The 13,752-nt window shown below is 60.7% G+C and carries 13 protein-coding genes, 1 tRNA gene and 1 pseudogene; 6 read left to right on the forward strand and 9 right to left on the reverse strand.

Going from position 1 to position 13,752, the window contains the following annotated elements:
* Window positions 1-379: 379 nt before the first annotated feature.
* Window positions 380-1,387 (reverse strand): porin, encoded by a 1,008-nt coding sequence (locus tag ACFQND_RS25975; protein ID WP_377415090.1) that lies wholly within the window; start codon window positions 1,385-1,387, stop codon window positions 380-382.
* Between the two features lie 366 nt (window positions 1,388-1,753).
* Between ACFQND_RS25975 and ACFQND_RS25980 the strand changes: the two genes are divergently transcribed.
* A complete protein-coding gene (locus tag ACFQND_RS25980) occupies window positions 1,754-2,044 on the forward strand; it encodes a hypothetical protein (RefSeq protein ID WP_371435187.1) in 291 nt (96 codons plus the stop codon).
* A gap of 407 nt (window positions 2,045-2,451) precedes the next feature.
* On the opposite strand, the gene ACFQND_RS25985 is transcribed toward ACFQND_RS25980, so the two are convergent.
* Window positions 2,452-4,419 carry an FAD-binding monooxygenase gene (locus tag ACFQND_RS25985; RefSeq protein ID WP_371435188.1) on the reverse strand — a complete coding sequence of 656 codons (1,968 nt, stop codon included), beginning with the start codon at window positions 4,417-4,419 and terminating at the stop codon, window positions 2,452-2,454.
* A gap of 102 nt (window positions 4,420-4,521) precedes the next feature.
* On the opposite strand from ACFQND_RS25985, the gene ACFQND_RS25990 reads away from it, so the two are divergent.
* The gene (locus tag ACFQND_RS25990) at window positions 4,522-5,424 is read left to right on the forward strand and encodes a LysR family transcriptional regulator (RefSeq protein ID WP_371435189.1); all 903 of its coding nucleotides are present in this window, start codon (window positions 4,522-4,524) and stop codon (window positions 5,422-5,424) included.
* Here the strand turns inward: ACFQND_RS25990 and ACFQND_RS25995 are convergent.
* The 6 genes and pseudogenes from ACFQND_RS25995 to ACFQND_RS26020 form a co-directional block, all read right to left on the reverse strand.
* Window positions 5,421-5,534 (reverse strand): annotated as a pseudogene (locus ACFQND_RS25995) (4-hydroxyphenyl-beta-ketoacyl-CoA hydrolase); the annotation flags it as partial. The gene ACFQND_RS25990 and the pseudogene ACFQND_RS25995 sit on opposite strands and share 4 nt — an antisense overlap.
* A 271-nt stretch (window positions 5,535-5,805) precedes the next feature.
* Window positions 5,806-5,893, reverse strand: a tRNA-Ser gene (locus ACFQND_RS26000).
* Window positions 5,894-5,910: 17 nt separating this feature from the next.
* Window positions 5,911-7,239: a serine--tRNA ligase gene (gene serS, locus ACFQND_RS26005; protein ID WP_371435024.1), complete on the reverse strand. Its 1,329-nt coding sequence runs from the start codon at window positions 7,237-7,239 to the stop codon at window positions 5,911-5,913.
* A gap of 24 nt (window positions 7,240-7,263) precedes the next feature.
* On the reverse strand, window positions 7,264-8,205 hold the full coding sequence (locus ACFQND_RS26010; protein WP_371435023.1) for a threonine/serine dehydratase: 942 nt from the start codon (window positions 8,203-8,205) through the stop codon (window positions 7,264-7,266).
* 6 nt (window positions 8,206-8,211) lie between these two features.
* The gene (ispH, locus tag ACFQND_RS26015) at window positions 8,212-9,213 is read right to left on the reverse strand and encodes a 4-hydroxy-3-methylbut-2-enyl diphosphate reductase (RefSeq protein ID WP_371435022.1); all 1,002 of its coding nucleotides are present in this window, start codon (window positions 9,211-9,213) and stop codon (window positions 8,212-8,214) included.
* Window positions 9,210-9,698 (reverse strand): FKBP-type peptidyl-prolyl cis-trans isomerase, encoded by a 489-nt coding sequence (locus tag ACFQND_RS26020; RefSeq protein WP_371435021.1) that lies wholly within the window; start codon window positions 9,696-9,698, stop codon window positions 9,210-9,212. Before ACFQND_RS26020 ends, ispH begins: the two co-directional genes overlap by 4 nt.
* A 143-nt stretch (window positions 9,699-9,841) precedes the next feature.
* On the opposite strand from ACFQND_RS26020, the gene radC reads away from it, so the two are divergent.
* Both radC and ACFQND_RS26030 read left to right on the forward strand, forming a co-directional pair.
* The gene (radC, locus tag ACFQND_RS26025) at window positions 9,842-10,516 is read left to right on the forward strand and encodes a RadC family protein (RefSeq protein WP_371435020.1); all 675 of its coding nucleotides are present in this window, start codon (window positions 9,842-9,844) and stop codon (window positions 10,514-10,516) included.
* Between the two features lie 9 nt (window positions 10,517-10,525).
* A complete protein-coding gene (locus ACFQND_RS26030; protein WP_371435019.1) occupies window positions 10,526-11,182 on the forward strand; it encodes a Smr/MutS family protein in 657 nt (218 codons plus the stop codon).
* 130 nt (window positions 11,183-11,312) lie between these two features.
* Here the strand turns inward: ACFQND_RS26030 and ACFQND_RS26035 are convergent, their stop codons facing one another.
* Complete coding sequence (locus ACFQND_RS26035) at window positions 11,313-12,056, reverse strand: helix-turn-helix transcriptional regulator (RefSeq protein ID WP_371435018.1); 744 nt, start codon at window positions 12,054-12,056, stop codon at window positions 11,313-11,315.
* Between the two features lie 146 nt (window positions 12,057-12,202).
* Between ACFQND_RS26035 and ACFQND_RS26040 the strand changes: the two genes are divergently transcribed.
* Together ACFQND_RS26040 and ACFQND_RS26045 are read left to right on the forward strand one after the other, a co-directional pair.
* A complete protein-coding gene (locus tag ACFQND_RS26040; protein ID WP_371435017.1) occupies window positions 12,203-13,258 on the forward strand; it encodes a class I SAM-dependent methyltransferase in 1,056 nt (351 codons plus the stop codon).
* Window positions 13,259-13,269: 11 nt separating this feature from the next.
* Window positions 13,270-13,488, forward strand: coding sequence for a DUF1059 domain-containing protein (locus tag ACFQND_RS26045; protein WP_371435016.1), 219 nt, complete (start codon window positions 13,270-13,272; stop codon window positions 13,486-13,488).
* Window positions 13,489-13,752: the final 264 nt, after the last annotated feature.

Consider the following 13,752-nt stretch of genomic DNA (forward strand, 5'->3'; position numbering starts at 1 on the left):
AACGGCAGCGATGCCGTTGAAACCAGCTCTCTCAGCCTTGCGCTGAGCAAAGCACAAAAGGCTTCGGAACTCCGGTTTTGAAGCCTTTTTTGCTTTTGGGCGGTTGCGTGTTGTTGAATCGCGCTGAATGTTGATTCCAACGCACATGCAACCCATGTTTTCACTAACGCTTGATCCACCCATATTCCCGCGCATGCCTCCAGTCCTGTAAACCATTGCCCAAAAGTGGGTCAGCACTCAATGGAAGATGGGGCGAGCGCGCGTGAAAATCTACACCGAGGGGTTCATTACGCCAAAGGAAAGTCAACTCAAAAAAAACCCGCTGCAGGCAGCGGGGTTCTTTGCATCTAACTCGTGACTGGACATGCCAGCCAGAAAATTAGAAATTGTGTGTGACACCAATAACCGTTTTACGCTCTCGGTATGCAAATTGATTGGCAGCGGTAGCAGCGTTATCGGTTGTCTGACCGTACATGGCGTAAGCCGTCGTACGCTTGCTCAGGCTGTAACGCACGCCCACTTGCGCCTGGCTCAAATCTGCACTTCGACCGGCTGCACCATCCGGCTGGGTGTAAGCTTTGCCAACGGTAATGTAGGGGACAAACGCACCAAACGGGGCCGACAGGCCTACTTGGTATGCGCGAATGCGTGAACTCACAGCACTGTCTGCAGTGCCGCCGCTTTTCCCCGTGTTGTAGGTACCGGCGAGCTTAACCACGCCGAAGTCGTAGCTCGCGCCCAACTGGGTCAGATTGCCATTACGGCTATTCGGATTGGCGTTGGTACCCACAGTCGTGCTTTTCAGGCTGGTGTAGGCAAGGGCTGCAGACAGAGGGCCATTTGCGTACTGACCCATCACGCCGAAACGACGGCCAGTGTTTTCAGAAGCCGTAACACCAGTAGCTACTGCAGTCTCAGGAGCAGCACCAGCAGCACCGTACTGAGCACGGACCGTGAAGCCAGAGAAGTTAGGGCTGATGTAGGTCAGGCCGTTGGCACGCGTGCCGCCGACTAAGTCATTACCATATTGATGGGAGCTATAGGCACCGGGAATGTTTTCACTACCAATGCTGTAGCCAGACGCCGTACCTAGCACATATGCATTGGTGTACTGGTAACCCATGTTGAAAGTACCGATACCACTTGTCACGCCAAGGTAGGACTGGCGGTTGGTAGAAGTGGAAAATGCATTCTTGGTGCCTGCAAGATTGCTGCCTGCAAACGGACTGACGACTGCAAACTGCTGACCGGTGCTCGAACGCACACCAAATAATTGACCGTTGGTTGGGCTGATGCCTTGCTCGATCACAAATTCGGCTTTCATGCCTGCACCGAGATCTTCCGTACCGCGAAAGCCGATACGGTTACCGCTATTGGCCCCTTCCATAACGCCGGAGCTGCGGATACTGCGCCAACGGTTGCAAGCGCAGCCAAGGCCAGAAGTGATTTTTTCATTACGTATTTCTCTAAGTTTAAAAATGTGACTTCAAAATTTGAGGCCACGGCAAAATCTTAGTAAGGACATATGACACCGTCGTTAAAACCCGTCCAGCTAACCGCTGTATGCACCCGCGCAATGCGCCGTCAACGCCTCAAGCCTGTGAGGCACGATCTAGCCTCTTCCGCGGATAAAAATCCGGGACTGATCCTGCTTGTGAAAGTGTGTCCTCAGCGACGCATCAGGCGATTGCTCTACCAGGAAAACCGTTGACGAGAAGTCGCGGTCATCGCCGCTTTCCAGCTATTCTCTTTTTTGGAAAACGGCGACTTCGACAACGACAGCTTTCAGCGTGCTTTGCGGGTAGCTGTAGATGCACATCTTTCGCCCTTCCTTTCAGGCCCTCAGTACAAGCACTGGCGCGGTGCGCGACAGCAGTTCGACTGCGCCATTTCCTTGGTAGTGATCTCGACCAACTGGTTTTCTACGGACAACTACAAAGCAACAAGGCACGCATCTTCTTCCATGCGTTTTTCGACGATGGTTGCCTTGCACCAAGATGTCTCGCCGACGATGTTGGGCCGTCGTACAGAGACGTCGTTTTGAGATCGACGCAAGAATCGGCCGGGTGTCGAAAACGGTGCATGGTCGCGCGGCGATGCGCCTGGTAGACGTGGCGACATTGAATGTCATCAAGCGTGGGCACTGCGAGATCAAATGCCCATCCGCGAGTTGCAAGGCGTACAGGCCTGGCTCGCAACACAGTGAACAAGTACCTGCGATCCGATCAAGGCAGCAGCTCCCGCAAGCTCGATCCCTACGCCGAGAAACCGGCCATATGGTTCGGAATCAAAACATCAAAATCGCGCAAACACGGGCGCACGTTGAGGCAGATCCACACAACTCAACACAAAAAAAGATCGAGAACTTATCCACACTGTTTAGTCAACGACCTGCACGCGCCCCGCCGCCGCAGCGGCGGGCCCAAGTACATGGCAGCGCGTGACGCGCGCTCAGGCCTCCCGCATGAAGCCGTCGAAAAACGCGGCCAGTGCATCGGTGTCGCCAAGTGGCAGGATATGCGCGATGTACTGGTCAGGGCGCACCACCACCAGACAGCCGTGCTCGCGGTCTATGCTGCGCAGGGTGTAAATGTTTTCGCTCGGGTTTTGACCTGCATCATCCAGCGCACAGAAGGCTTTTTCATAATCGCGCAAGCCGTAGCGCCCCTTGGGCGGAAACAACAGCTCGGGCATGGCAGTGATGGCAAGCGTGTGGTGACTCTGCTGAAACACGGCTCGCACATCGAAGATGGCGTCCACGTCCGCGCCTGCCGGGGTGTAGCGCCTGAGGGGGGATTGCGGCGACTCACCGAGATAGCTGCATAGCTTGCCGACGGGCGATGCGGGCTCTGCGCGATCACCTTGACCCGCAAAAGCCAGCAGACGCCAGCACCCATCCGCCTTCAGGGTCTCGCCCAGTTGCATCAGCTTGCCGTCGCCCAGGCGGACGACCGGCGTCGAATGAAAGCGTGTACCTATCAGCAACCCCTGGGCCAGGTGCTGGTGGGTGGATGGGCCGGTGAGCAGCGCAGGCTGGTAGCGCGTGGCGGTACCAGCCGTGTAGCGGCCATGCTGTACGAAGTAACGCGGCACCTCGGCCGGGTCAACCCCAGTTCCCGCCGGATCACCGGGTTTCTGCAATGGGGCGCTGAGCATCGCGGCCCATTCACGGTCGAAGTCGATCAATTCCTTGGCCACCGCCTGCCGCTCAGCGGAATAGGTGTGCAGCAGGCTGGGCGGGCAGCGCCCCCCCAGCACAGCCGCCAGCTTCCAGCCGAGGTTGAAAGCGTCCTGCATGGAGACATTCATGCCCTGCCCCGCTTTAGGGCTGTGGGTGTGGCAGGCATCGCCAGCGATGAAGATGTGCGGCAGGCGGGTCGCCATCTCCTGGGGTTGAAGGTCATCAAACCGGTCGCACAGCCGCTGGCCGATTTCATAGACCGACCACCAGGCCACCTCTTTTACATCGAGCGTATAGGGGTAAAAGATACGCTGCGCCGCTGCGATGATCTGGTCAATGCCGATGTTCCGGGCTGCAACGCGCTCGTTCACGGCAAGTTTGTCCAGCTCCACATAAAGGCGAACCAGATAACCGCCTTCACGCGGAATGATCACGATGCTGCCATCATCTGCGGACTGAATCAGCGCCTTGAAACGGATGTCGGGGAAATCGGTGACGACCAACACGTCCATCACGCCCCAGGCATGGTTGGCAGAGTCGCCTTTCAATGCCAGACCAATCGACTGGCGCACGGCGCTGCGCGCGCCATCGCAACCCACGACGTAGCGGGCGCGGATGGTTTCCAGCGTGCCTTTGTGTCCGGCGTCCTGCCGCTCGAAGCGGGCCGTGACGGGGTGGTCCGACGCGCCATCCGGCGCACGCTCCAGACCGGCCAGGCGACGGCTGTAATGCGGCACCAGGCGCGAGGCCGATCGCTGCATGGTCTCCAGGTAGAAATCGTGCACGCGCGCCTGGTTCAGGATCACGTGCGGCATGTGCGACAGGCCGTCCTCCACGTCCTGCACGCGTCCGCTGCGCATAATGCGCTTGCGGTCGCCGTCATTGCTGTCGTCGGGTTTCCAGAAGGTCGTCTCATTGACCCAATAGGCTTCCTTCAACACACGCTCGGCAAAACCGAAGGCCTCGAACATCTCCATCGTTCGGCAGGCGATACCATCGGCCTGGCCCAACTGCAAGGGGCCGGGTTTCTGCTCCACGATCACCGTGCGGATGTCCGGGAATGCCGCCAGTTGCGCGGCCAGCGTCAGGCCGGCCGGGCCGCAACCCACGATCAGCACATCGGCCTCGGCAGGAAGGCTGTCCCGCGCAGACCCTTCCATGGTCGATATCGAAGCGGAGGGAGCCGCGTCCAGAAGCCCGGGGTCCCCGGTTCTAAATCCGTTGAGATGAAATTGCATGTTTGTATCGTGCCTATGGTTTGACGAGACTGTCGCAGGCCTGGACTATTTCGTCAAAGCCAAATAAAGCATACTTTTCATATCATTTTTATATACTCATGCATGGCCAAACTTGATCTCGACTGGCTCGGCGTCTTCGTCGAGGTTTACAAGACGCAAAGCGTCTCGCGCGCGGCCCAGCGCCTTGGCATGGAGCAGGCCAGCGCCAGCATCGCTTTGGCCAAGCTGCGCCGTCACTTTGACGATCGCCTGTTCACCCGCACCTCGCAAGGCATGGAGCCAACGCCCAGGGCCCAGAGCATTTACCCGGACCTGGTCGAGGCGCTGGCCCGCATCGCCAAGGCGCGCGGCGCGGGCGACGCCTTTGTGCCGGGTGATGCGCAGCGCGAATTTCGCATCTGCATGACAGACATCAGCGAGATTATCTTGCTGCCGCGCCTGATCAACCACCTGCAGCAAACCGCACCTGGCGTGATGCTGCAAACCGAGAAGATATCGCCCGACAGCAGACGCAGGCTCGAATCCGGCGACATGGACCTGGCGATCGGCTTCACGCCCGACCTGGAGGCGGGTTTTTACCAGCAAGCGCTGTTTGAACAGGACTTTGTCTGCCTGGCGTCCAGTCGGCATCCGCGCATCCGGGCCCCTCTCACGCCACAGGCCTTTTCAAGGGAAGGCCATATGGTGGTCAGTACCTCGGGCACCGGGCACTCCATCGTTGACAAGGTGCTGGCCAAAAACAAGATAGGGCGCCGCATCGTGCTGCGCGTGCCAAGTTTTCTGGGCGTGGCGCGCATCGTGGCGCAGACCGAGCTGCTGGTCATAGTCCCCAGACAGCTGGGCAGGGCCCTGGCGACGCAGGAGCAGGTCCAATTCCTGGAACCGCCCATACCCTTGCCAAAATACAAGGTCAAGCAGCACTGGCATGAACGTTTTAATGCCGATGCCGGCAATATGTGGCTGCGCAAGGTCATGGCGCAACTGTTCTCCGAGCTGGCGGCTTAATCCAAACCCAACAGCCGCACCGCATTACCCTTGAGGATGCACGGCTTAACCTCGTTCCTGAAACCAGCCTCTTCACAATCTTTCGTCCAGCGCTCTGGGGTGATCCGCGGTTATCCACTCATGATCTCTTGGAGAATTTGGCAAAAATAATATGCTGGCCAACGTACGGCTATAGAGACGTTTCCCGGCTTATTTAGCAATCAGGTGGAAGTGCGCGGCGCTTGTACAGCGCATTGAGATAAGAAATCGGACCGGTTGGCTTGATCCAGTATTGCGGCAGCATGTTCTATGTGGCGCACAAGACAGCGAAAAGTATCTTATGGATAGAACGATGGATAGAAAGCAAAAACGCGGCTCGAAGCCGCGTTTTTCCTATAGTCTTGGCGGAGAGGGTGGGATTCGAACCCACGGTACCTTGCGGTACGCCTGATTTCGAGTCAGGTACATTCGGCCACTCTGCCACCTCTCCTGAGTGAATCCGTGATTCTAGCAGGCTGGAATCGCCTTTATCCCGCCCATATAGGGTTGAAGCGCTGCGGGGACCTCAACAGAGCCGTCTGCGCGCTGGTAATTCTCCAGAACCGCCACCAAAGTACGGCCTACCGCCAGCCCTGACCCGTTGAGGGTGTGGACAAATTCGTTTTTGCCCTGGGCATTCTTGAACCTGGCCTGCAGCCTGCGCGCCTGGAAGGCTTCGCAGTTGGAGACCGAGCTGATTTCGCGGTAGGCGTTCTGGCCTGGCAGCCACACTTCCAGGTCGTAGGTCTTGCTGGAACCAAAACCCATGTCGCCGGTGCACAGCAGCATCACGCGGTAAGGCAGGCCGAGTTTTTGCAGGATGGTTTCGGCATGGCCGGTAATGGCTTCGAGCGTCTCGTAGCTTTTCTCCGGATGCACGATCTGCACCATCTCGACCTTGTCGAACTGGTGCTGGCGGATCATGCCGCGGGTATCGCGGCCATAGCTGCCGGCTTCCGAGCGAAAACACGGCGTGTGGGCGGTGAATTTCAAAGGCAAGGCAGCCTCGGGCGTGATCACGTCACGCACAAAGTTGGTCAGCGGCACTTCTGATGTGGGGATCAGGTACAGCGCGGCATTCTCGCTCTCGCCCTCCTGGCCGCCTTTTTTCGCGGCAAACAGGTCTTCCTCAAACTTCGGCAACTGGCCGGTGCCGCGCAAGGAATCGGCGTTGACGATGTAGGGCACATAACACTCGGTGTAACCGTGGTCCTGCGTCTGCACGTCGAGCATGAACTGCGACAGGGCCCGGTGCAGGCGCGCCAGCGGGCCTGTCATGACCGTAAAACGCGAGCCGGTGAGCTTGGCGCCCATCTCGAAATCCAGTCCCATGGGCTGGCCGACATCGACATGGTCCTTGACCTCAAACGCCGGCGCCGCAGGCGAGCCGCCCAGGCCACCCAAGGGGCTCCATTTGCGCACCTCGACGTTGCCATGCTCGTCGCTGCCCTGGGGCACCGATTCATGCGGCAAATTGGGCACGGCCAGCAGCAAGCCCTGCAGTTCGGCCTGGATCTGGTCCAGCCGCACGCTGGAGGTCTCCAGCTCGGCCTTGGAGGCGCTGACCTGCGCCATGATGGCGCTGGCGTCTTCGCCTTTTGATTTGAGCTGGCCTATCTGTTTGGACAGCGTGTTGCGCTGGTTCTGCAGCTCTTCGGTCCTGGACTGGATCGCCTTGCGCTCGGCTTCCAGCGCCTGGAATGCGTCTACATTGAGGAAGGCCTGTGGCTTTTTGCGCGTTTCAAGGCGGGCAATGGCCGAGGGCAGGTCTTTACGGAGGAGATTGATATCGAGCATGGGGAGATTGTATTTTGAGCCGCTTCATGCCAACGAAGCCGGGTCCAGGTTGGCACCACAAATGATCAGACAGACCTTTTCATCAGGCCCCGGCAGGTAACGGCCGCTGTGCAGCGCAGCCAGCGGCAGGGCCGCAGCAGGTTCAACGGCGAGTTTGAGTTCTTTCCACAGCCACAGCTGCGCGGTGCGGATCGAGGCATCGCTCAAAAGCAGCGCATCGCGCACATAAGCCTGGGTGGCTTCCCAGGCCAGGCTGCCTAAACGTTTGGCGCCCAGAGAATCGGCGGCAATGCCGCTGACCGCCACATCGACCGGCTGGCCGGCCTCGCGGGCCTTGAACAGCGTCGGGGCCAGCTCTGGCTCCAGCGCCACAACCCTGGAGCGTTGTTCAAACCAGCTGGCCACGCCGCCAATCAGGCCGCCTCCGCCTACGCTGACCAGTACGGAGTCCGGCAGGCCGCCCTGCTGCTCGATCTCAAGCGCCATGGTGCCCGCACCTGCCAGCACCTCGGGCTGGTCGTAGGCATGGGTCAGCAGGGCACCGGTTTCCTGCTGACGGGCCAGGCAGGCTTTCAGGGCATCGGCGTAGGCCGCACCCGTGACCACCACCTGGGCGCCCAGCTCGGCCAGTTTGGCGCGCTTGGCAGGGCTGGATATCTCCGGCACAAAGACCTCGCAGCGGACGCCCAGTTCCCGGGCTGCTGCAGCCGTGGCAATGCCCGCATTGCCGCCCGAAGCCACGATCACGCCGCTGGCGGGAATCGGGTTGGACAGCAGGCGGTTCAGCATGCCGCGCGCCTTGAAGCTGCCACCGGTCTGCAAATGCTCCAGCTTCAGCCAGACTTCGGCACAATCCACACCCAGCGCCTTGCCAGGCAGCTTCCACAGCGGAGTTTTATGAATAAAGTGGCCGTAGCCACCATCGAAAGCACGCAGGCAGCTCTCAATTTGATAGCGGCTTGTCATGGCAGATTAATTCAGCTGGTGCAGCTGGCTGTCGCTGATTTCCATCACATGGCCCTGCGCATCGAGCTTGAGACCCTTGGGCAGCGGGAACTTGATGGTTTCCTCAATGCCGTCCATCTTGCGCACCGACACCGCGCCCAGCGCCTTGATGCGGTCTATCACCTGCTTGACCAGGATTTCCGGCGCCGAAGCGCCCGCCGTCAAACCGACGCGGCTCTTGCCCTCGAACCAGGCTTCCTGCAGCTCGCTGGCGTCGTCCACCATATAGGCCTCGGTGCCCAGCTTGGCGGCCAGCTCGCGCAGGCGGTTGCTGTTGGAGCTGGTCGGGCTGCCGACCACAATCAAAATATCGACTTGCGGGCTCAGCACCTTGACGGCGTCCTGGCGGTTCTGCGTGGCATAGCAGATGTCCTGCTGTTTGGGCGCCCGCACCTGCGGGAAACGTGCCTTCACGGCCGCGCTGATCTCGGCGGCGTCGTCCACGCTCAGGGTGGTCTGCGTCACCACGGCCAGGCGCTCGGTCTGCTTTGGTGAAATACGCGCCACATCGGCCACGTCTTCCACCAGGTGGATGCCGCTGTCGAGCTGGCCCATGGTGCCTTCGACTTCCGGGTGGCCCTTGTGGCCGATCATGATGAACTCGTAGCCCTCCTTGTGCAGCTTGGCCACTTCCACATGCACCTTGGTCACCAGCGGGCAGGTGGCGTCAAATATCTGGAAGCCGCGTCGTTCGGCTTCCTGCTGCACCGCCTTGCTGACACCGTGGGCGCTGAAGATCAGCGTGGCACCCGGCGGCACATCGGCCAGTTCCTCGATAAAGATGGCACCCTTTTCCTTCAGGTCGTTGACCACATAGGTGTTGTGCACGATCTCGTGGCGCACATAGATGGGTGCGCCGAATTTGGCCAGGGCGCGCTCAACGATTTCAATCGCGCGGTCCACACCGGCACAAAAGCCGCGCGGCTCGGCCAAAAGGATCTCACCAACAGTTCCGGCTTTTCCGCTCATAAAACCCCAATCACATGGACTTCAAACACAACCGGCTGGCCGGCCAGCGGATGGTTGAAGTCGAATTGAACGGCATCACCGGACGCCTTGACCTGCTGAACGCTGCCGGCGTACTGGCCCATGCCGTCAGGCGTGGGGAACTGCACCACATCGCCAACCTTGTACTGCTCGTCCGGGTCGCCCAGCTCATTGAGCAGCTTGCGCGCCACCCACTGCAGCAGGTCCGGGTTGCGCTCGCCAAAGGCCTCACCCGCCGGCAACTCAAAACTCGTGCGCGTGCCTTCCGGCAGTCCGATCAGGCGCTGCTCTATCGCCGGCGACAGCTCGCCGGTGCCCAGGCTCAGGGTGGCGGGCTTGCCGTCAAAGGTGTTGATGATGTCGGCGCCCGGTTTTCCGTCAACGGCAGGCCCTGCCATACGGTAATGCAGGGTCAGGAAGGACCCCTGCTGGACAACAGGCTGATTGGTGGTTTCCACGGTAGGCATAAGACTTTCGGGGCCGGCCCGGGCGGGCGGCGACTGTTTGTAAACTGCCCCTATTGTAGAAAGCCGGGCATAACCGGCAAAAACCAGTGTTTTCCTGCCCCAGCCTGCTGTTTTTCCCTGTTTGCACCTAACCAGAGTCCCCCATGCTCCTGAAAGACCTGCCCCTGGATGCCCGCCCGCGCGAAAAACTGCTGGCCCGCGGCCCCGGCGCGCTCAGTGACGCCGAACTGCTGGCGCTGCTGCTGCGCACTGGCCTGCCCGGCAAAAATGCCCTGCAAATGGGCCAGGAGCTGGTGGACACCTTTGGCGGCATGGCCGGTTTGCTGCACACCGGCCCCGAAGCGCTCAAAAGCATCAAGGGCCTGGGCCCGGCCAAACGCGCCGAACTGGTGGCCGTGCTGGAACTGGCCCGCCGCGCCCTGGCCGAAGAGCTGAAGGAAAAACCCCTGTTTGCCACACCGCAGGCCGTGCGTGACTATTTGCAATTGCAACTGGGCAGCCGGCCGCACGAGATTTTTGCCGTGCTGTTTCTCGACAGCCAGCACCGGCTGATCGCGCTGGAGGAGTTGTTCCGAGGCACCCTGACCCAGACCAGCGTCTACCCGCGCGAGGTGGTGGTGCGTGCGCTGGCGCTCAACGCCGCCAGCGTGGTGCTGGCCCACAACCACCCCAGCGGCACCGCCAAACCTTCACGCGCGGACGAAGCCCTCACACAGACACTCAAGTCCGCGCTGGCCCTGGTTGATGTGCGGGTGCTTGACCATTTTGTGGTGACGAGTACCGCTGCCGTGTCCATGGCCGAACTCGGCCTGCTATAAAGTCCGGCAATGAAAGCATTCGCCCTGAAAAGCCTGCAGGACCTCAAGGCCGTCAAAAAAGAAATTGAAACCCGCGCCCGGCTTGAAAAGGAAGCCACAGCGGCGCGGCTGGCCGCCGTTGCGCAGGCCCGGGTAGAAAAAGAACTTTTCGCACGCGCCATAGGTCCGGTCAAACCCCTGCCCGCCAAACACCGGCCAGGCCACAGGGCACACCTGCCTGTCGCCCAGCCCGCGCCCATCGCCGTGCAGCAGCAACGCGATGAACTGGCCGTGATGCGCGAAGCCATCTCGGACGAGTTTGACGTGGAGACCCTGCTCGACACCGACGAGGCGCTGAGCTTTCGCCGGCCCGGCATGGGGCCGGACGTGGTGCGCAAGCTGCGCCGCGGCACCTGGAGCATCCAGGGCCAGCTAGACCTGCACGGCCTGCGCCAGGGCGATGCACGCGAAGCCCTGGGCCAGTTCATCCGTGACGCCATCAAGATGGGCTGGCGCTGTGTGCGTGTGGTGCATGGCAAGGGGCTGGGCTCGCCCGGCAAAACGCCGGTACTCAAAAGCAAGGTGCAAGGCTGGTTGGTCCAGAAACAGGAGGTACTGGCTTTTGTACAGGCCAGGCCTTTGGATGGTGGCGCCGGCGCATTGGTGGTCTTGCTGACACAAAGTTAAGCTGCCTGCAACCGCTATCGATTCGATAGCTGCTTGCGCTTTACCTGCCTTTGCCACAGGCCATATTAATAAAAAGACCGGGGTAACACAGCAGGCCAGTGGCCAGTGCGGATTGGGTTTGGCCTTACCGCTAGGGCTCGCGCAGCACCGACCATTCGCTGATCTCCAGCGCCCGCATCACCGCCGCTGTGCGTGTCTCCACACCCAGTTTCACGTAGATGTGTTCCAGGTGTTTTTGCACGGTGCGCGGGCTGATGGACAGCAGCGCCGCGATGTCGGTGTCGGTCTTGCCGCAGGCCAGCCAGTGCATGACCTCGCCCTCGCGCAGCGTCAGCGCGGGCGGCTTGAGTTCGTTCAGCCTGGGCGACGGCGATGCGCTATCGCGAGCCTCAGTTGCGGGGCCATGACAGGCGTGGCGGTACAAAAAAGCCAGGTGCGGACGCAACAACTCCAGCCGCTCGCGATCCCGTTCGCTGAAGTCCAGCCCGCGCCGGTTCAGCACCACACTCACCAGGATGCGGGGGTTGCGCTGCAGCGGCACGGCAATCGCGTATTCCAGCCCTATACGCTGGTAGTAATCGCCATACAGGGCACTGCGCTGCACGCCGTGGTGCAGAACCAGCGGGCGCTCGAAAAAATGCCGCTCAAAACAGGCGATCTCGTCGGAGCCCAGGCGCACGCCGGGCAGGCCCACCACCTGGCAGTGGCCGGTGAACAGGTCGCAGATAGAAAGGGTTGTGAGTTCGGACGCGACATAGCCGTTGAGTGCCCGTACCGCCGCACGCGCAAAACTGGCGACGTCCTCCGCCTGCGCTTCGATACGCGCCAGCACCTGCAAGGCACTTGCGTAATCGTTGCGGGTGAGGTGGTTCATGGCGCTGCTCCACAGGAGTCAAACATACGCATTGCTGCGTATTGGCGCCCGGCGACGGCGGCCCCAGCATGTCGTTGCAGGCGATTTTTTCCGGTTCAGTATAGGAGCCGCTCCCCAGCGGTGCAAGCCAGGAAAAGGAGAACACCATGGCTATTGACGAGGCAAAACTCAACGCGTTCATGGGACAGTTTGTGAATGATTTTGGTGCCGTGATGCATGCCGCCACCGTCGTTGTGGGCGACCAGTTGGGCCTGTACAAGGCGCTGGCCGACGGGCCGGCCACGGCCGGGGAACTGGCGCGCCGTACCCACACCGACCCCCGTTATTTGCGCGAATGGTTGTCGGCGCAGGCTGCAAGTGCTTACGTCAGTTACGCACCCGAGAGTGATACTTTTTCGCTCAGCGAGGAACAGTCCTTCGCACTGGCCCAGGAGGGCAGTCCGGCCTTTATTCCCGGCGCCTTCCAGATTGCCGTGGCGCAGTTCAAGGCCATCCCGAAAATGCTGCAGGCCATGCGCACCGGCCTGGGTGTGGGCTGGCACGAACATGACGCGGCGCTGTTCCACGGCACCGAGCGTTTCTTCAGGCCCGGTTATGCCGCCAACCTGGTGAGCGCGTGGATTCCGGCGCTGGAAGGGGTGAGTGCGGCCCTGAGCCGCGGCGCCCGCGTCGCCGATGTGGGCTGCGGCCACGGCGCTTCGACCATCCTGATGGCGCAAGCCTTTCCGGCCTCCAGTTTCACGGGTTTTGATTACCACGAGCCCTCCATCCGGCATGCGCGCGATACGGCGCTAAAAGCCGGCCTGGACGGCCGCCTGCGATTCGAGGTGGCGAGCGCCAAGGATTACCCGGGCAACAACTACGACTTGGTCGCGGTGTTTGATTGCCTGCACGACATGGGCGATCCGGTCGGCGCCTCGAAACATGTGAGGAACAGTCTCAAGTCCAGCGGCACCTGGATGATCGTCGAGCCTTTTGCCAACGACAAACTCGAGGACAACCTGAACCCGGTAGGCCGGGCATTTTTTTCAGCCTCCACGTTTATCTGCACGCCCGCTTCACGCGCGCAGGAGGTGGGGCTGTGTCTGGGCGCGCAGGCCGGCGAGGCCCGCCTGCGCGATGTGGTCACACAAGGCGGCTTCAACCATTTCAGGCGTGCCGCCCAGACACCGTTCAACCTGGTTTTTGAAGCCCGTCCCTGAAAGGAGCCACCATGTCACGCCAATACATCGATTGCCGCGAATACCCCAGCACCATGAACTGCAGCGTGGCGCTGTCGGCCGACAGCGACAAGGAGTTGCTGGAAGCCGCCGTGCAACATGCGGTAGCCATCCACGGCCACACCGACTCGCCGGACCTGCGCAAGCAGCTGGCGTCCCTGTTCAAGCCGGGCACGCCGCCGCTGAAACAGACACAAGCCAAAGCCACCTGACAAGCGGCGGGCGCATGGCCGGCACGCCGGTGATGGAACCGGTAGCGAGCTGGCCCCTCTTGATTTGCTGCTGATTTGCAGTTGCTCACGCCTGTCCGTTGCCGGCTTCAATGCAGGTCGCGCGCCCTGGGCAACTACAACACCGGCGCAACTTTTTCGGTGATTCTTGCCAGCCGGTCCTTTGTGTAATTACAACGTCACATTGCTTGCACATGATGGGCGTTCTTTACAACAAAGGATTGCCTGCATGTCCCTGCCTTCTTT

It is taken from the genome of Polaromonas aquatica (assembly GCF_042659145.1).
GTDB lineage: Bacteria > Pseudomonadota > Gammaproteobacteria > Burkholderiales > Burkholderiaceae_C > Polaromonas > Polaromonas aquatica.